At 55.6% G+C, this 16,262-nt stretch carries 17 protein-coding genes and 2 tRNA genes; 7 read left to right on the top strand and 12 right to left on the bottom strand.

Annotated features, from left to right (window positions below):
• Positions 1–105: 105 nt before the first annotated feature.
• The 3 genes from B2T33_RS15820 to B2T33_RS15810 form a co-directional block, all read right to left on the bottom strand.
• Positions 106–885: an MBL fold metallo-hydrolase gene (locus B2T33_RS15820; protein ID WP_040823107.1), complete on the bottom strand. Its 780-nt coding sequence runs from the start codon at positions 883–885 to the stop codon at positions 106–108.
• A gap of 113 nt (positions 886–998) precedes the next feature.
• On the bottom strand, positions 999–1,835 hold the full coding sequence (locus tag B2T33_RS15815) for an ion transporter (protein WP_008890049.1): 837 nt from the start codon (positions 1,833–1,835) through the stop codon (positions 999–1,001).
• Between the two features lie 126 nt (positions 1,836–1,961).
• On the bottom strand, positions 1,962–2,918 hold the full coding sequence (locus B2T33_RS15810) for an acetyl-CoA carboxylase carboxyltransferase subunit alpha (protein WP_008890050.1): 957 nt from the start codon (positions 2,916–2,918) through the stop codon (positions 1,962–1,964).
• A gap of 162 nt (positions 2,919–3,080) precedes the next feature.
• Between B2T33_RS15810 and B2T33_RS15805 the strand changes: the two genes are divergently transcribed.
• Positions 3,081–3,575: a GNAT family N-acetyltransferase gene (locus B2T33_RS15805; protein WP_286792549.1), complete on the top strand. Its 495-nt coding sequence runs from the start codon at positions 3,081–3,083 to the stop codon at positions 3,573–3,575.
• Here B2T33_RS15805 and B2T33_RS15800 read toward each other — a convergent pair whose 3' ends face one another.
• Positions 3,576–3,944 carry a winged helix-turn-helix transcriptional regulator gene (locus tag B2T33_RS15800; protein ID WP_063087007.1) on the bottom strand — a complete coding sequence of 123 codons (369 nt, stop codon included), beginning with the start codon at positions 3,942–3,944 and terminating at the stop codon, positions 3,576–3,578.
• A gap of 179 nt (positions 3,945–4,123) precedes the next feature.
• On the opposite strand from B2T33_RS15800, the gene B2T33_RS15795 reads away from it, so the two are divergent.
• Positions 4,124–5,146 (top strand): zinc-binding alcohol dehydrogenase family protein, encoded by a 1,023-nt coding sequence (locus B2T33_RS15795; RefSeq protein WP_286792548.1) that lies wholly within the window; start codon positions 4,124–4,126, stop codon positions 5,144–5,146.
• Between the two features lie 91 nt (positions 5,147–5,237).
• Here B2T33_RS15795 and B2T33_RS15790 read toward each other — a convergent pair whose 3' ends face one another.
• The gene (locus tag B2T33_RS15790) at positions 5,238–6,152 is read right to left on the bottom strand and encodes a LysR family transcriptional regulator (protein ID WP_286792547.1); all 915 of its coding nucleotides are present in this window, start codon (positions 6,150–6,152) and stop codon (positions 5,238–5,240) included.
• A gap of 97 nt (positions 6,153–6,249) precedes the next feature.
• Between B2T33_RS15790 and B2T33_RS15785 the strand changes: the two genes are divergently transcribed.
• Positions 6,250–7,089, top strand: coding sequence for an NAD(P)H-dependent oxidoreductase (locus B2T33_RS15785; protein WP_286792546.1), 840 nt, complete (start codon positions 6,250–6,252; stop codon positions 7,087–7,089).
• 62 nt (positions 7,090–7,151) lie between these two features.
• On the opposite strand, the gene B2T33_RS15780 is transcribed toward B2T33_RS15785, so the two are convergent.
• Positions 7,152–8,138: an HpcH/HpaI aldolase/citrate lyase family protein gene (locus B2T33_RS15780; RefSeq protein ID WP_286792545.1), complete on the bottom strand. Its 987-nt coding sequence runs from the start codon at positions 8,136–8,138 to the stop codon at positions 7,152–7,154.
• Between the two features lie 389 nt (positions 8,139–8,527).
• Between B2T33_RS15780 and B2T33_RS15775 the strand changes: the two genes are divergently transcribed.
• Positions 8,528–9,688 carry a GGDEF domain-containing protein gene (locus tag B2T33_RS15775; protein WP_286792544.1) on the top strand — a complete coding sequence of 387 codons (1,161 nt, stop codon included), beginning with the start codon at positions 8,528–8,530 and terminating at the stop codon, positions 9,686–9,688.
• On the opposite strand, the gene B2T33_RS15770 is transcribed toward B2T33_RS15775, so the two are convergent.
• Positions 9,685–10,206: a glycine cleavage system protein R gene (locus B2T33_RS15770; RefSeq protein ID WP_197146755.1), complete on the bottom strand. Its 522-nt coding sequence runs from the start codon at positions 10,204–10,206 to the stop codon at positions 9,685–9,687. The two genes, B2T33_RS15775 and B2T33_RS15770, sit on opposite strands and share 4 nt — an antisense overlap.
• 263 nt (positions 10,207–10,469) lie before the next feature.
• Here B2T33_RS15770 and B2T33_RS15765 point away from each other — a divergent pair, with 263 nt between their 5' ends.
• A complete protein-coding gene (locus tag B2T33_RS15765) occupies positions 10,470–10,958 on the top strand; it encodes a fasciclin domain-containing protein (RefSeq protein ID WP_008890059.1) in 489 nt (162 codons plus the stop codon).
• Between the two features lie 171 nt (positions 10,959–11,129).
• Here the strand turns inward: B2T33_RS15765 and B2T33_RS15760 are convergent.
• Together B2T33_RS15760 and B2T33_RS15755 are read right to left on the bottom strand one after the other, a co-directional pair.
• A tRNA-Arg gene (locus B2T33_RS15760) sits at positions 11,130–11,206 on the bottom strand.
• A 54-nt stretch (positions 11,207–11,260) separates the two neighbouring features.
• Positions 11,261–11,337 (bottom strand) — tRNA-Arg (locus B2T33_RS15755).
• Positions 11,338–11,673: 336 nt separating this feature from the next.
• Between B2T33_RS15755 and B2T33_RS15750 the strand changes: the two genes are divergently transcribed.
• Positions 11,674–12,795, top strand: coding sequence for a hypothetical protein (locus B2T33_RS15750; protein WP_008890060.1), 1,122 nt, complete (start codon positions 11,674–11,676; stop codon positions 12,793–12,795).
• 151 nt (positions 12,796–12,946) lie between these two features.
• On the top strand, positions 12,947–13,219 hold the full coding sequence (locus B2T33_RS15745; RefSeq protein WP_286792543.1) for a DUF4169 family protein: 273 nt from the start codon (positions 12,947–12,949) through the stop codon (positions 13,217–13,219).
• A gap of 314 nt (positions 13,220–13,533) precedes the next feature.
• Here B2T33_RS15745 and B2T33_RS15740 read toward each other — a convergent pair whose 3' ends face one another.
• The 3 genes from B2T33_RS15740 to lipB form a co-directional block, all read right to left on the bottom strand.
• Positions 13,534–14,073 (bottom strand): hypothetical protein, encoded by a 540-nt coding sequence (locus tag B2T33_RS15740; RefSeq protein WP_286792541.1) that lies wholly within the window; start codon positions 14,071–14,073, stop codon positions 13,534–13,536.
• A 339-nt stretch (positions 14,074–14,412) separates the two neighbouring features.
• Positions 14,413–15,429, bottom strand: a complete 1,017-nt coding sequence (locus B2T33_RS15735; RefSeq protein WP_286792540.1) for a diguanylate cyclase — start codon at positions 15,427–15,429, stop codon at positions 14,413–14,415.
• Between the two features lie 20 nt (positions 15,430–15,449).
• A complete protein-coding gene (gene lipB / locus B2T33_RS15730; protein WP_286792539.1) occupies positions 15,450–16,100 on the bottom strand; it encodes a lipoyl(octanoyl) transferase LipB in 651 nt (216 codons plus the stop codon).
• Positions 16,101–16,262 lie beyond the last annotated feature (162 nt).

Below are 16,262 nucleotides of genomic sequence, written 5' to 3'. Positions count from 1 at the left end.
TGGTTGTGGAACATTTTTTGTTCCGTTTGCTCGTTTTTATATTTGGGCAGGGTCAGGGCCCATAGATCCTGATCCCAGTGTGCAGGTTATGCGCCGGTTGTCTGATCAACCAAGATCAAAACTTTGTTCCGGTTCAATGAACCCGCAGAAACCGTCCGCCACGGCGTCGGGTTTATCATAAGCCTGATAGTGATAGAGCCACATCTTCGCCTTGATCTCGGCAGGCAGGGTCACAAGTTGGTCGTAATGGGCATGGACCCCGGAATGACGGGGGCCGAGTTCGCAATCCTGAAAGATGATGTCGGCCTTTTTGTAGAACGGCATATGATCTTCGGGATTGAAAATCGCATCTGTTGTCAGGAAGAAGGACTTGTTCTGGCCGTGACCAAACAGGGCATAGGAATACATCGTGCTTTCCGGTGTCACGACATGGGCAACCGGGATGACATCGAAATGCATGCCATGCCAGTCAAATCCGTTCTTGGTGGAAAGCGGGACCACATCGAAATAGGACGACAGTTTGCTGTTTCCGTGATCGCTGATTTCAAGGCCGCCGCGCAATGAGTGCTCCCACAGCGGTTCCAGCAGTTCGTCGACCGCAAACAGTTCCGCCCGGTGCCCTTCGAAGACGAAATAATTGGCAAGCGCCATCCATTCGAGCCCACCGATATGGTCCGAATGCAGATGGCTGACATAGACACCATGAATGTCGTTTGGCATATGACCAATGTTGCGCAGCGAGTGGCGCGCGTCTGAACCGCAGTCAATCAGCAGGCGCTGTGGTTGGTCATTGCCCGACGGGGTCGTTTCCAGAACCATGTTGCTCTGAAAATTGTCAGCGGCCATACAAAAGGCCGATCCTGTCCCCGCAAACGTTAGCTTCATTCCCCGATCTCCCGATATTTGTCGAAAGATTAGACGAGGTTCGGGGCGTTTAACCACCCCCTTTTTATGAGTAACCGCTCAATTTTCCCGGCAAGCCTGGCCTGACCGACTGTTCAGGATGGTGTCGATGTCTTGTTTTGATCGGATGGGACGTCTTGTGGATGGTCGTTCCGGGCGTTGGCAAGTTTGCTCATTTCACTACGCAGAGCGCGCAGTTCGGTCATGATTTCCTGATGATCGAGTTCGATCACATCACGGGTCTGGGTTTCTTCAACATCGACATGTGTCGACATCGCATCAACCACAATTGCGATAAACAGGTTCAGGACGGCAAATGTCGTTACCAGAATGAACGGCACGAAGAAAAGCCACGCCAGCGGGTAAGACTCCATCACCGGGCGGACAATGCCCATCGACCAGCTTTCCAGCGTCATGATCTGGAACAGCGAATAAAGTGATTCACCAATCGTGCCAAACCAGTCGGGGAAGCCTTCGCCAAACAGCTTGGTCGCCATCACGGCCGAGACATAAAACACCAGCGACAGAAGTGTCAGGACGGAAATCATGCCGGGAATGGCGCGCATCAGGGCTTCGACCACCTTGCGCATGGACGGCACGGTCGAAATCAGGCGGAAGGCACGCAGGATACGCAGCGCACGCAGGACCGAGACGCCCTGGCCTGCCGGCATCAGGGTGATGGCAACAATCGTGAAATCAAAGACATTCCAGGCGCGCTTGAAAAAGGCCAGTCGATAGAGCGCAAGTTTCATCACCAGTTCGATGACAAAAATCGCCACCGCCACCTGATCGAGCACATGCAGCACCGACCCCGCCGCATTCATCACGGTCGGGGATGTTTCAAGCCCGAGGATGATGGCGTTAATCGCAATGACGGCGGTGATGAAATTTTGAAATCGATTGGATTCAACGATCCGGCGAAGAAAATTCATGGTGCCTCCCGACCAGGCCGGAAAAGGGCGCTTCATTTTGCCGGATATAACCGACGGACAGACTGCGCCGGAAAATGACAACAGGGCGCAGCATCATTGATGATGGTCTGCGCCCTGAATGGAAAATCAGTTCAGGCCCTTGCGGCCCATTTCAAGGAACTTGTCACGACGGCGCGCCTTGAGCACGCCACCTTCGACGTCATCCATGCTTTCAAGTGCCTTGATGATCGCTTTGCCAACCCGTTTGCAGGCTTCCTTGGCATCGCGCTGTGCGCCACCAAGCGGCTCTGGCACGATTTCGTCAATCACGCCAAGCTGCAACAGATCCTGTGCGGTAAGACGGAGCGCCTCGGCGGCAGTTTTGGCTTCGTCGCCAGAACGCCACAGAATGGATGCGCAACCTTCTGGCGAGATCACCGAATAAATCGAGTTTTCAAGCATCAGAACGTTGTTGGCAACCGCAAGCGCAATCGCACCACCCGATCCACCTTCGCCGATGATGACCGATACCAGCGGCACTTTGATATCAAGGCAGGCTTCGATCGACCGTGCGATGGCTTCGGACTGGCCGCGCGCCTCGGCATCGGCACCCGGGAAGGCGCCAGCAGTATCAACAAGGGTGACAACCGGAATGTTGAAACGCTCGGCCATGCGCATCAGGCGGATCGCCTTGCGATAGCCTTCGGGGCGGGCGGAGCCGAAATTGTGTTTCACACGGGTTTCGGTATCGCGGCCTTTTTCATGGCCGATCACCATCACCGTGCGGCCCTGCAAACGACCGAAACCACCGATGATTGCGGCGTCTTCGCCAAACTGGCGGTCACCGGAAAGCGGGGTGAAATCGTCAAACAGGTTGGCGATATAGTCGGTGAAATGCGGACGATCAGGATGGCGCGCCACCTGGGTTTTCTGCCAGGGGGTCAGCTTGCCATAGGTGCCTTGCAAAAGCTTGGTCAGCTTTTCCTGCAGGCGGGAAACCTCGTCTGCGATGTTGACTTCGTCACTGCCCGTCAAATGACGGAGCTCTTCGATCTTGCCTTCAAGTTCGGCGATCGGCTTTTCAAAATCGAGGAAGTTATGCATCAGGGCATCATATCCGACTGGGAAACAATGGGGCGGAACATAGTATATCGACCCGCCACGTCAAGGGCGGAGCTATGAACAGTCCATATTTTCCGTTTACGTAATAATTATGGCGTAGTGTTCATACATTCATTACGTCTGATAGTTTGCACGTGGAACCCCATGACGTCCAGTATCGAGATCACACACATCAACGCCCCGGACGACGTTTCGTTCGAGCGGCTTGTTGAAATTCTTTTGGCGGCCTTTGCCTTTCAGGACGATATTGTCGATCCGCCAAGCTCGGCCAAGTCGGTTTCGGTTTCCGAACTGCAATGGCGTTTTGCGCGCGACACACTGTTTGTCGCCCGGGATGGCAATGGCAACATCATCGGCCAAATCTGGATCGAGGATGTCGGCAAGGACGCCTATCTTTACAAGCTTTCGGTTGACCCGGCGGTCAAGGGATCTGGTATCGGCAAGGCATTGGTCGAGGCCGCCTGTGCGTTTGCGCGTGATCGCGGCAAGCAGCATATGCGGCTTAGTGTTCGTATCGAACTTGAAGACAATATCGGGTTTTTCAAATCACGCGGGTTTGTGATTGCCGGCGAAGGTGTTCATGACGGATATGACAGAACGACATTCTGGAAAATGGCACGTGACTTGCGGCAAATCTGATCAGGCGGGTTCACTTTCGGGCATCGGGCGTTTTGACATCGCATAATACGGAACATGGGTTTCGCCCCAGTCCTTGAGGGCCAGAATAATGCCGCGCAGCGTTTCACCCTTTTGGGTCAGGCTGTATTCAACGCGCGGCGGAACTTCGGCATAGACTTCACGATGTACAAGCCCATCGGTTTCAAGTTCGCGGAGCTGGCGGGTCAGCATGCGCTGGGTGACGCCGGGCATCAGACGGCGCAGCTCGTTAAAGCGTTTCGTGCCATCAAGCAGATGGAACATCACAACGCCTTTCCACTTGCCGCCAATCATATCAAGCGCACCTTCAACCGGGCAGCCTGGGCTTCTGTTGGGTGGGCAGCTATTCATCTTTAACCTCCAAATCAGCAAGGACCGGTTCAGGGAATGTGTCTGTAATTCCCGGAAATCCGCAATAGTATACAAATTGATACTATATGCTGAAATTGTGCGTACTTATTTCAAAGAGGATTATGCGTTAAAACTTGGCCATTCACAAATCAAACCTTTGATGGAAGGAAATGCCAAAGATGAAAGCCATTGGTATTTATAAATCTGCCCCGGTCGAAACCGACGGCCTGTTCACCCAGATCGAAACCGACGCCCCGGTTGCCGAGGGTCATGATATCCTTGTTCGGGTAAAGGGCGTTGCGGTGAACCCGGTCGATTTCAAAGTCCGCAAGGGCAAGCAGGATGACGGTGCCTTCAAGGTGCTTGGTTGGGATGCGGCCGGTGTTGTCGAGGCTGTTGGCGAAGACGTCACCCTGTTCCGTCCGGGCGATGAAGTCTGGTATGCCGGGGATGTGACCCGTTCGGGGTCCAATGCCCAGCTGCAACTTGTTGATGAACGCATTGTCGCGCCCAAGCCGAAGTCACTTGATTTCGCCGCCGCAGCCGCCCTGCCATTGACGACGATTACAGCGTGGGAAGCGATGTTTGATCGTCTTATGATTGATCGCAAGGCGGTTGACGCCAATGCAAATAAAACGATCCTGATCATTGGCGGGGCCGGTGGTGTTGGATCGATTGCCATTCAGTTGGCCAAGCTTGCCGGTCTGAAAGTCATCACGACCGCATCGCGCCCGGAAACCACGGCGTGGGTCAAAAAGCTTGGCGCGGATCAGGTGATCAACCATCGCAATCCGCTGGATGAAGAACTGGCGACGATTGATGTTGCCAATGTCGATTACATTTTCTGCACGTCGGAAACCGATCAGTATTTTGATGTGATGGCGACTGTCATTGCGCCGCAGGGCCGGATCGTGACGATCACCGAGGCCCAGGAAAATCACAATGTGGATCTTCTGAAAGCCAAGTCTGCCAGCTTCTCCTACGAGTTCATGTTTACCCGTTCGATGTTCCAGACGGCTGACATGATTGCACAGCACAAGCTTCTGGCGACGGTGGCCCAGTTGGTTGATGAGGGCACCATTACCAATACGGCGAATGAAAGCTTTGGCGCGCTTTCACCGGAAAGCCTGCAGAAAGCGCATGCGTTGCTGGAAAGTGGCAAGGCCATTGGCAAGATCATCTTTGACGGCATTGCCGACTGATTGCAGTGCCATAGAATAACAGGCATCTGAATTAAGGGCTGGCCCGCGGGAATGTCGCGGGCCAGCCTTTTTTATTGTCGGGATCTGGTGGTTAATCTCCGGAGGCATCTGCGATCAATGCTGTGATCTGATCGCGGAGCCAGCGATACAGGGGATGGGTGGTGGTGCGGTCATGCCAGATTAGCGCCATGTCAAAACCGGTAACAGGCATCGGGGGATCAAATATCTGGATCTGACCGCTGCGACCGTGGGCAACCCGCCTGGGCACAAGGGCGATCATATCGCTGCGTGCGACGATTTCGGGAACAACTAGAAAACCCGGCGCAGACAGGGCAACGTTGCGTTTGCGTCCAAGTGCCGCAATGGCATCATCGGCTGGCCCCTTAAATCCGCCGCCTTCGGGGGACACGACGACATGGTCAAGTGCGCAAAAGCTGTCGAGATCAAGTGGCTTGCTGATTGCCGGATGATCGCATCTGGCGATTGCGACATATTCCTCGCGATAGATTTTGCGCATTCGAAGTGTTTCGGGCGCGGTTTCAGGGGTTGAGAGTGCCAGGCTGACATCACCGCGCGCCATCTGGGTATCGAGCATGGATGTGTTGATCGTGCGCCAGGCGACCTTGATCCCCGGCGCATCACGCCGCAAGACTTCGAGAAGCGGCATCAGGATCGCGTATTGCACATAGTCACTGGCGGCAATGGCGATGGTGGCGGTGACTGTTGATGGATCAAACGGACTGTTTTCGGCAACGACCCGGCGAACGCTTTCCAGTGCCTGATGCAGCGGTTCCTGGAGTTCCAGTGCGCGTTCGGTCGGGATCATGCCGCGCTGTGCGGGCAGCAATAACGGATCGCCCAGCAAATCACGCAGGCGCGTCAGCCGTGTTGAAATCGCTGGCTGGCTAAGGTTCAGGCGCCTTGCCGCATGCGTAACATTGCGTTCGGCCAGCAGCGTGTCGAGTGTGACCAGCAGGTTCAGGTCAAGCTTGCTGATATCTGTCATATTTATACCAGATCAAAAATTATTGAATTTCAAAGATAGCAGAACATCAGGCCATGATCACGCATCGAACGTGATCCCCTTTGGAAAGGACGGCCCAATGTCGAATGTCTTGATTGTCCATGCCCATCCCGAACCCGCATCCCTGACCAGTGCATTAAAGGATGTCGCGGTTGAAACGCTGCGTGCTGACGGCCACGCCGTAAAGGTTTCTGATCTTTATGCCATGGGTTGGAAACCGTTGGCTGATGCGCACGATTTCACCGAACGTCGCGATCCTGATCGGCTGATCTATGTGGCAGAGTCCAAAAATGCCTATGCGTCCGGCTTTCAGACGGCGGATATCGCCGCCGAACAGGATAAGCTTTTGTGGGCGGATGCGGTGTTGTTCAGCTTTCCGATGTGGTGGTTTGGCATGCCCGCCATCCTGAAAGGCTGGTTTGATCGGGTGTTTGCCTATGGCTTTGCCTATGGTGTGGGCGAACATAGTGAGACGCATTGGGGCGATCGCTATGGCGAGGGCACGCTTGCCGGACGCCGCGCGATGTTGATTGTGCCGATTGGTGGACATTTGCCGCATTACAGTGACCGCGGTGTTAATGGCAGCATCGATAATGTGTTGTGGCCGATCCAGCATGGTGCGCTTTTCTATCCCGGTATGGACGTCATGCCGCCATTTCCGGTTTACAGCACCGATCGCATGGATGAAGACGGCTGGGCAGAAATCGAGGCCGCGTTCAAGCAACGCCTTGCCGGTTTGTTCACCGATGATCCAATCCCGTACCGCACCCAAAATGGTGGCCATTATGATGGCAAGCAGCGCCTGAAACCGGAACTCGGTGGTGGGTCGGATGGCATCAACATGCATCTGGTGCGTGATGGCGATCCCCAAGAAATCCTGCACGGGCAGGTCAGGCAATCACGCCGACTGGCATCCTAGATAATAGTGAAAAGGGCCGGGGAAAATCCCGGCCCTTTTGATGTGATCTGAATATAAGGCGTTTAGCCCGCGTCGCGCGCGGCGATGGCTTCGGCCTGACGGACCATAACCTCGGCCTGTTTGATGGATGCGATATCAATCAGACGACCATCAAGGGCCACGGCACCGGCCCCTTCGGACTGGGCCTTTTCCATCGCTTCAAGGATGCGTTTGGCCTTGGTGACTTCGGCATCAGAAGGTGAATAGACTTCGTTGGCGAGGGTGATCTGGCTTGGGTGGATCGCCCATTTGCCCTCACAGCCCAGAACCATGGCGCGGGCGGCTTGCGCGCGATAGCCGTCCGGATCAGAGAAATCCCCAAACGGACCATCAATCGGGCGCAGACCATTGGCGCGGGCCGCGACCACCATGCGGGCAATGGCATAGTGCCACATGTCACCCCAGTGATAATCGCGCGGATTGTCGCCATCCTTGTCGGTCAAAACGCCGTAATGCGGGTTCGGGCCGCCAATGCCGGTTGTCATCGCCTTGGTCGAGGCGGCGTAATCGGCGACACCGAAATGCAGGCTTTCATTGCGCGGGGAGCCCGCGGCAATTTCGTGGATGTTTTGCATGCCAAGGGCAGTTTCAATGATCAGCTCAAACCCGATGCGCTTTTTGCGGCCCTTGGCCGTTTCGATCTGGGTTGCCATCATATCAAGGGCGTAAACGTCGGCAGCAGTTCCGACCTTGGGGATCATGATCAGGTCAAGCCGGTCACCGGCCTGTTCGAGAACATCGACGACGTCACGATACATGTAATGGGTATCAAGACCGTTGATGCGCACCGACAGGACCTTGTCGCCCCAGTCGATATCGTTGATGGCCTCGATGATGTTTTTGCGGGCCTGTTCCTTGTCGCTGGGCGCAACGGCGTCTTCCAGATCAAGGAAAATGGCATCGGCCTTGGATTTCGCGGCCTTTTCAAACAGTTCGATCCGGCTGCCGGGAACGGCAAGTTCGGACCGGTTCAGGCGTGCCGGGGCCGGGGTCGGTGTGGTGAAGCTCATGGTAACGTTTCTCCAGAACCTGTCATTTCAATCAGTGCGTCGCAGGCGATGGATCATCAATTGATCATCGCGCGAAGCATGTGGCGTATTCTTGCGTCCCGTTTTCGGGATCGTACCGTGGCCGCCGTGACAGTTATGTGGTCTGCGATCATTGTGCGTCGCAGTAAACCTGTGGGTAATTTAGGGTGCGGATGCGAATGGTGGCAAGTTTTAAAACACTTATGTCTCTAGTGCTTTTGGCGCACGCGGCCCGTAAATCAGAAAAACTCGAGATAAGCCGGATAAAGCAATAGCCCCTTAACCGGACTGTCGTTAGATTACCGGCGATACCGGGAACGCCATCGGTTGCGGGCCCTTAGACCCTATCAGCAGGTAGTATCGAACGCCCCATGCGTCGCGCTTATTCCATTGTTGTTTCTGCCGGTCTGGCACCTGCGCTCATTCTGGGTGCGTGCCTGGTGCTGGCCGTTTCACCGACACTGGTGCCAGCCGAACTTTCGGGATTGGTGCGATATGGGCCGTTTTTGCTTGCCGTTCTGGGCGGGGCGATTGGCTGGTGGTTTAACCGCGGGCGCGCGGTTTTTGTCATGTTGTTGCTGCTGGTTTGCTATTGGCTTTTGGTGGGTAACGGGGCCGGCATTTCGGCCGAGGGATTGGCGTTCCTGCGGATCGCCACACTTTATCTGATCCCGATCAATTTGCTTTTACTGGGCTTTACGGCCGAGCGCGGTGTTTTGAACCCGCGGGGCATTGCCCGGATGCTGGTTCTGGGATTGCAGATCTTTGTCATGCTGATGCTGGCGGGGCAGCCCGATGTCGGGTCAGCCCTGCATCGCGTGCTTGATACGCGCTTTTTTGTCAGCACCGGTATTTTGGGCGCAATGCCCCATCCGGCGATGATCATATCCGTCATCGCGGTGGTCCTGCTTTTGATCCGGCACAAGCCGCTTGAAACCAGCTTTGCGGCGGCGATCATCGCCATTGATGTGGCAACCGTGATGGGCAGCGGGATTATTCAATATGGATATCTGGCAGCAACCGGTGTGGTTCTGGCGGGGCTTGCGCAGGAAGCCTGGCGGATGGCGTTTGTCGATGATCTGACCGGGCTGCCGGGGCGGCGCGCGCTGGGCCATGCGATGGCGGAACTTGGCAATCAATATGCGATTGCGATGCTTGATGTTGATCACTTCAAGAAGTTCAACGACACCTATGGTCATGATGTTGGCGATATCGTTTTGAAAAAGGTGGCGCGGGAGCTTGCGCGCGTCGGCGGTGGTGGGAAGGCATACCGTTATGGCGGCGAAGAATTTGCTGTGCTGTTTGCCGGACGCAGTGCCGAACGTGCAGCAGAGCCGCTTGATGCGCTGCGCAAACGGATTGCAGAGAACAAGATCACTCCGCCGGAAAAAAACAAATCCGTTTCCGTTACCATCTCGGTTGGGGTGTGCGAACGCGATGAGGATACCACCGACCCGTGGGCAGTCCTTAAAAGTGCCGACCAGAAGCTTTATCAGGCAAAGCAATCCGGCCGTAATCGCGTGGTGATTTAAAGCTCGTCAAACTTGAAGACAAGCCGCATCGAGCCTGCCGTGTTGGCGAGGGTTGCCAGACAGTTGGCGGCGCGTTCCGGTGGAATGGCGACGGCAAAGCGCAGGGTGTAAATCCGTGCATCCTTTTCATCGGTTGCCGATGCCGCCAGACGGACGATGTTGGCGTTATATTCGATAAAGATTTCCGACAGGCGCGCGATCAGGCCCGGCTGATCAATCCCCGAACATTCGATCAGATGGGTGGCACCCGGTGCCGTGGTCATTTCCGGGGTGGCGGCAATGGCTTCGACGGTGATGTCGGCATTGCCAAGGGAAAGTCCGCGCAGCACAGCCTCGCATTCGGATATCGGGCATTCGTCGGGAAGTTCGCAAGTGGTTTCGAACTTCGCAACATCGCCGTCGAGCGAAAAGGAGGTTGGGCCAAGGTTTGTGCCGATATCAAACAGTCGTCCGGTGATATCGGAAATCAAACCGACGCGGTCATCGCAGGAAATGGTGATCCGGGTGTTGGCATTCATTGTTGCGCTCCGTCCTAGGTCCCTTATCGGGCTTTGCCCTTGTGATCAGCTGACCATAACACCGCAGCGATACAAGATGCAGTGATTTTGTCGACCGGATGGCTACGCGCCAAGGGTGTAGTACGTTGTGCAAAGGTGATTGGATGCGCCTTTGTTATCACAATCATATGATTGAACTGATACGCGATGATGGGCCGTATGCCTTCGTGTGACAGCAACAATTCGACGTTGAAATTCCACGTTGGTTAACAGGAGATAGGACCATGTCTGCGATCAAATCGTCTCTCATTGCCGTTGCGACCGCTGCCAGCCTGACCTTTGGCGCCATGTCCGCCAAAGCAGCTGATATCGTTGATACCGCCGTTGCCGCCGGTTCGTTCAACACGCTTGTAGCGGCCGTGCAGGCCGCCGGACTTGTCGATACGCTTAAAGGCGAAGGTCCGTTTACGGTCTTTGCGCCGACCGACGAAGCCTTTGCCAAACTGCCGGCAGGCACCGTTGAAGACCTTCTGAAGCCGGAAAACAAGGACAAGCTTGTTTCCATCCTGACCTATCATGTGGTGCCGGGCAAAGTGATGTCGGGTGACATCGCAGGCAAGGAAATGATGGTGGCCAGTGTCCAGGGTGACAGCATCGATGTGAATGCCATGAACGGTGTCATGGTCGATGAAGCCACTGTGGTCAATGCCGATATCGAGGCTGACAACGGTGTTATTCACGTGATCGATACCGTGATCATGCCGGGCATGTAAGCCCGCAAACACCGACATAAAATACCCGATGTAAGATACGAAGCCCGGTGCAAATGTGTGCCGGGCTTTTTTCTGATCGGGCTTGTTTGAAGATTGTGCGCCAGACCAAGCAAGCGCAAAGCAGGTGGGCGAAAGAACAAAGGCCCGACGCAGTAACGTCGGGCCTTTGACTGGCGCGCCCGGAAGGATTCGAACCTCCGGCCTTCTGATTCGTAGTCAGATGCTCTATCCAGCTGAGCTACGGGCGCTTTTACGCTTGTATAAATGGTAAAGGCCCGACGCGGTGACGTCGAGCCTTTCACTGGCGCGCCCGGAAGGATTCGAACCTCCGGCCTTCTGATTCGTAGTCAGATGCTCTATCCAGCTGAGCTACGGGCGCTTGCCTTAATTTCCGGCGGTTTGCAAAGGACTGCTCCCCGTCGGCGGAGCGGAACTTATGCAAACGAGCATGCCATTGCAAGCAGTAAATTTGAATTTTTGCCATTTTTTCCGAAGGCGCGGTTTACCTGACTGCTACGCCCCTGTTTTGCCCGGCTTTGTCCGCTTTGAAGTGAATAAGGACAAGACTCGGCAAAAAAGGGGCAAATGCGTCTTGTTCCATAAGTGGTCGTAGACTAAGATGCTTTCAATCCCGGGGGAGCAGGGGCTTGTTTCACCTAGATAAAAAGGCAGGCCCAGGGAGATTCGCATATTTCTACTTAGGTAATAGATCGAAATGGCCGTTCGTAAAACCTACCTCGCCGTAATCGGCACCGCCCTGATGCTGGGGGGATGTTCTTTTTCTTCTGAGGCCCTGTGGCCGACACTTGCCGGTGAAGAGGAAACGACGCAGCAAAACGTCGTTGCCAATCAGCCTGTTGGTGCCGATGCCATCACCAGCTATGACGTTGCTGCAAGCACGGAACCGCTGACTGGGGTATCTCAGACCGGAACCTTTGTTGGTACCAAGGTCGAGAACATGCAGCAGGAGCTGAACCGTCTCAAATCCGCTTTGAGCAATCATAGCAACGAACTGCAGCAGCTGCGTGGACAGACCGTCGCGCACTCGCAGGCCTATCACGGCACGGTTGCCGCGATCAGTGCCCGTCTGCAGGTCGGCACCACGCCGGGCAACCCGGTTCTGGTGCAGCAGTGGAACACCGCACAGTCCGAACTGGATCGTGTGAATGATGACATTGCCGCGCTGAACTCGCTGGCCAACAAGGTTGCTGCCGACAGCACGCTGTCGACCTTCCTGCTTGAGTCGGTTCGTTCGGCCTATCAGGTTTCAGGCGCTGTTGACGAAGACCACCGTCAGCTGGCCCTGCTTGAAGACGAAACCAACCGCACCACGGTGCTGATTGATCGTCTTCTGAACGAAATCAGCGAAAGCCTTGCCCGTCAGACGTCTTATGTCAGCACAGAACGCGCGAACCTCAATGCGCTGGCCCTGGCTGTCAAGAATGGCGAGATCTTCGGGGATTCCCTTTCCAAACGTGTCTTCCAGTCGCAGGCTGCACCGGCATCAAGCGGTCAGCGTATGGCAGCCGCACCAAGCGACCGTCCGCTTGTCGTGATCCGTTTTGATACGGCGAGCGTCAAGTACGAGCAGGCGTTGTATAACGCGGTGAACCGCGTTCTTGAACGTCGCCCGCAGGCAAGCTTTGATGTGGTTGCGGTGACACCGAATCGTGGTACCCCGGCGCAGGTTGCGCTGAATGCCAATAAATCCAAGCGCAACGCGCAGGCAGTTCTTCGGTCGCTGACCGATATGGGCATGCCAAGCTCGCGCGTGCGTGCTTCTGATGCGACCAGCGCATCTGTCTCGGCAAACGAGGTGCACGTCTTCGTGCGCTAAGTCCTGTCGGACACCTACGGATTTTAAGAACGGCTAGCGGGTGCTTCGGGAGATCGAAGCACCCGTTTTTTATTTCGGGTCATGCCGGGTCGGGCTATTTCGCCTGATCCGGTCAGCCGGAAAAACAGAAGCCAGAAAACAGAAGGCTGATATGGGCGATCTGGTAAATCTGCGGCAGGCACGCAAACGCAAGCAACGCGACGAAAAGGCCCGCAAGGCTGATCAGAACCGCTTGCTGCACGGGCGCACGCGAGGTGAACGCACCTTGACTGAACATGAACGTCAGAACGCCGACAAACAGCATGACGGACACAAGCGTGAAAAGCCGATCAGTGGTGAGCAAGACCAAGCCCCCGAGGTCAGCGAAAATAACGTGGTTTCAATCTTCGCATCTGATGAACCGTCCAACAGCGAAGTCAAATAGCGGCCCAATCATTTAAGTAAACAAGACGATACCGATGCCGATCCCATGCGGATAAACCGCGTGTCGTGCTTTGCTGGTCTGTCGGTTGTGATCGGGGACGGTTGTGATCAGGGGGCAGGGAGCCGTTGCCCGTGTGTGATGTGCAGTGACAATGGCGTGTTGCCATCGTTGCGGATCAAACGGGCAGGTGTCGGCCGTTGCACAAGGCAGCACGGCATCACCGGCAGTGCCGGGTATTCAAATCGCGGCATCGGAAATTGCATTCCGTCTGCCGGTCGCAAGTCTTCAGGCGCAATGTGAACAGATCATGGCGATCAGTTCAGCAGCGTTTCCGCTTCGCGTTTGGCCTGATCAAGGGCTTCATCCCATCCCATCAACCAGTCTTCATGATCGCGGCAATCAGACGGATAGGGGTTTTCGGTCAGGCGGTGGGCGTCGATCCCGGCCGAGAAACCGGAACCATAGGCCGAGTTCGGCAGGTGGCGTTCCTGAACCACCGGCGCATGGGTTTCATAAAGGTTGTTGCGAAATGCCGGCAGCGAACACAGAACACCATCATCGATGCCAAGCGGGTAGGCCATCATCATGGCGGTGCCAAGCGAAGTGATCGACAATTCTTCGCCAGCCGTCATGCGGATCAAGCCAGCCAGTTGAAGATTGGCGATGGCATTGTCGATGCGGCGCTGCAAGTCAGGGCCGTCTTGGATGGCAACCTGATTGCCATAATCATCGGTACAGAAAAGGGACAGGACACGGCGCAGCAACATGCTGCGATCAAGATTTGCCTCGGCGCTGCGCAGTACGGTCAGCATCAAGGTCGGGTCGCCAGGCGCGAAATCCATAGAACTGGACATTCATGGGCCTCCGTTCGGGTCTAAACGAATTCCCTCCCAAGTCGGCAGCGATTATCTCTTGGCCTTGCTCTCTCGGTCTTGAGCGGAGGCAAAGCCCTGCTGCCTTTTCTTATTATAGTTTGCAGATATGTTGCCAACTTGTGAAGACAAGATTTCGCTTATGCGGAATTTTTTGTTCTTGGCAGTGAACAAAAGCACTTTGGCGGCGTAACAATCTGAAAACAGGTGGCTATTATCGTTGCTGCGCTGCGGAAGAATTTGTGGAAAATTTTTCCTGATTTGGGCTGGCTTGCGGCGGGTAGAGGCACTTTCGCCTTTGGTGCCCGGGCGCAGATCGCCTCAGGTCGCGTTCTTGCCGGGTTTTGTAGCCGCGGACGCGGTCTTGCCATCCGGATTGCGCCAGACGCGCACGCGGTTGCGACCGCCTTCCTTGGCGGCGTATAGGGCCTTGTCGGCTTTCTCGATGATTTGCTCGGTCGTGCGGTTCTTGGTCATCGGGGCCGCCCCGATGGAAGCGGTGACCGGCAATATCGTTTCGTCCGAGATGGCAACCGGGGATGCCTCGATCACGCGACGCAGGCGTTCGAGAACGCGTGCGCATTGCTTCATGTCGGCATTGGGCAGGCAGACGAGGAATTCCTCACCGCCATAGCGATACACCTTGTCAAACGGGCGGACATGCGATTGCAGGATGCCAGCGACTGATTGCAAAACGAGATCACCGGCCTGATGGCCATAGGTGTCGTTAACCGATTTGAAGTGATCAAGGTCGACCAGCGCGATCGCGGTGGGGACCCCGGTGCGGATCGCACGTTCGCGTTCGGCATTCAGATCGCCCATCATGGTCTGACGGTTATAGGTGCCTGTCAGTGGATCAACATCTGATCGCGCGGTTCGGAACGCACGTTCAAGCCGGCGCAACTGGGCAAAGAATGATTCTGCGCGCAGGGCCATCATGTCGAACTCGGCCGAATCGACTTCGTGATCGACATCATGTGCGCTTAAAAGCCGCTTCGCCGACTCGTGAAGTTGCTGATGGGTTGTTGCCAGGGCGCGCATGGCGGGCTGGTCAATCAGGCGGTTATGGCGATTAAGCGCGTACCACGCCCCGAAATCACAATCATGATCGTCTTCGTCGGCGTCAGATGACGCCTGCGAATCCCCCAGAACCAGCTTGCGGTTCCAGCGCAGCAAAAGGGCGATATGTTCGCCCAGCGCCTTTTCAAGTTCGGCAAGAATGTCGCGTTCGGCATCGGCCATCCCGCCATCGGCAATGCTTTCGGGCATTTTATGGCCCTTGGATCTGCCTTTAGCTGGCAGGGTGTCTGCCTTGGCCGGTTGCGACTTGTCACTCATTCGGAAGGCCCGGATTGGGGTTACGAGAAGATTTCGCCAAAGGTCTGTTGTAACAGGCGATCAAGCTCCGCCATAGGAATATCGACGCCCAGATCTTTCAGGCTGGTGACCCCATGGTCGGAAATGCCACACGGCACGATTCCACCGAAATGCGTCAGGTCCGGGGCGACATTGATCGCGATACCATGGAACGTCACCCAGCGGCGCACCCGGACGCCAATGGCGGCGATCTTGTCTTCGCGGCCATCATCGCGCACCACCCATATGCCAACACGGCCATCGCGCCGTTCGCCTTTAACGCCCAGCAGGGCGAGGGTGCGAATCACCCATTCTTCGAGATTATGGACATAGACCCGGACATCGCGACCGCGATTCTTAAGGTCGAGCATTAGATAAACCGTGCGCTGACCCGGTCCGTGATAGGTATATTGCCCGCCGCGGCCCGCGTCATAGACCGGAAAGCGATCCGGATCCACAAGGTCCTCGGCATGGGCACTGGTGCCGGCCGTATAAAGTGGCGGATGTTCAAGAAACCAAACAAGTTCATGGGCTTCGCCAGCATGAATGGCCTCTGCGCGGGCTTCCATTTCTGCAAGGGCTTCGGGGTAGGAAACCAACTCCGAGGTGGTGCGCCACTCGGGGATTTGCGCGGTTGGGGCGTTGCTTTGCATTTTTCCTGTCAAATAAGTGAAATGAGCCCTTGATCAGGGGATACCAATTTGCTATCTCCCTTTCCGCACCAAGGCAAGCCCACTTAATTACCTCAAGGGTTTTGCTGACTAACATATGCGGTCGTGGCGGAATTGGTAGACGCGCAGCGTTGAGGTCGCTGT

This window comes from Thalassospira sp. UBA4513 (genome assembly GCF_002388495.1).
In the GTDB taxonomy this organism is placed as follows: Bacteria; Pseudomonadota; Alphaproteobacteria; order Rhodospirillales; family Thalassospiraceae; genus Thalassospira; species Thalassospira tepidiphila.
The sequence above is the reverse complement of the archived record's forward strand: the minus strand, read 5'-3'. Positions and strand labels throughout refer to the sequence as shown.

Bases quoted from the DNA above. Each gene is read 5' to 3' on its own strand.
- B2T33_RS15810 (WP_008890050.1), bottom strand. From the start codon at position 2,918: ATGCATAACTTCCTCGATTTTGAAAAGCCGATCGCCGAACTTGAAGGC.
- B2T33_RS15785 (WP_286792546.1), top strand. From the start codon at position 6,250: ATGTCGAATGTCTTGATTGTCCATGCCCATCCCGAACCCGCATCCCTG.
- B2T33_RS15805 (WP_286792549.1), top strand. From the start codon at position 3,081: ATGACGTCCAGTATCGAGATCACACACATCAACGCCCCGGACGACGTT.
- B2T33_RS15740 (WP_286792541.1), bottom strand. From the start codon at position 14,073: ATGTCCAGTTCTATGGATTTCGCGCCTGGCGACCCGACCTTGATGCTG.
- B2T33_RS15735 (WP_286792540.1), bottom strand. From the start codon at position 15,429: ATGAGTGACAAGTCGCAACCGGCCAAGGCAGACACCCTGCCAGCTAAA.
- B2T33_RS15775 (WP_286792544.1), top strand. From the start codon at position 8,528: ATGCGTCGCGCTTATTCCATTGTTGTTTCTGCCGGTCTGGCACCTGCG.
- B2T33_RS15815 (WP_008890049.1), bottom strand. From the start codon at position 1,835: ATGAATTTTCTTCGCCGGATCGTTGAATCCAATCGATTTCAAAATTTC.
- B2T33_RS15765 (WP_008890059.1), top strand. From the start codon at position 10,470: ATGTCTGCGATCAAATCGTCTCTCATTGCCGTTGCGACCGCTGCCAGC.
- B2T33_RS15795 (WP_286792548.1), top strand. From the start codon at position 4,124: ATGAAAGCCATTGGTATTTATAAATCTGCCCCGGTCGAAACCGACGGC.
- B2T33_RS15750 (WP_008890060.1), top strand. From the start codon at position 11,674: ATGGCCGTTCGTAAAACCTACCTCGCCGTAATCGGCACCGCCCTGATG.
- B2T33_RS15790 (WP_286792547.1), bottom strand. From the start codon at position 6,152: ATGACAGATATCAGCAAGCTTGACCTGAACCTGCTGGTCACACTCGAC.
- B2T33_RS15770 (WP_197146755.1), bottom strand. From the start codon at position 10,206: ATGAATGCCAACACCCGGATCACCATTTCCTGCGATGACCGCGTCGGT.
- B2T33_RS15800 (WP_063087007.1), bottom strand. From the start codon at position 3,944: ATGAATAGCTGCCCACCCAACAGAAGCCCAGGCTGCCCGGTTGAAGGT.
- B2T33_RS15780 (WP_286792545.1), bottom strand. From the start codon at position 8,138: ATGAGCTTCACCACACCGACCCCGGCCCCGGCACGCCTGAACCGGTCC.
- B2T33_RS15745 (WP_286792543.1), top strand. From the start codon at position 12,947: ATGGGCGATCTGGTAAATCTGCGGCAGGCACGCAAACGCAAGCAACGC.
- B2T33_RS15820 (WP_040823107.1), bottom strand. From the start codon at position 885: ATGAAGCTAACGTTTGCGGGGACAGGATCGGCCTTTTGTATGGCCGCT.
- lipB (WP_286792539.1), bottom strand. From the start codon at position 16,100: ATGCAAAGCAACGCCCCAACCGCGCAAATCCCCGAGTGGCGCACCACC.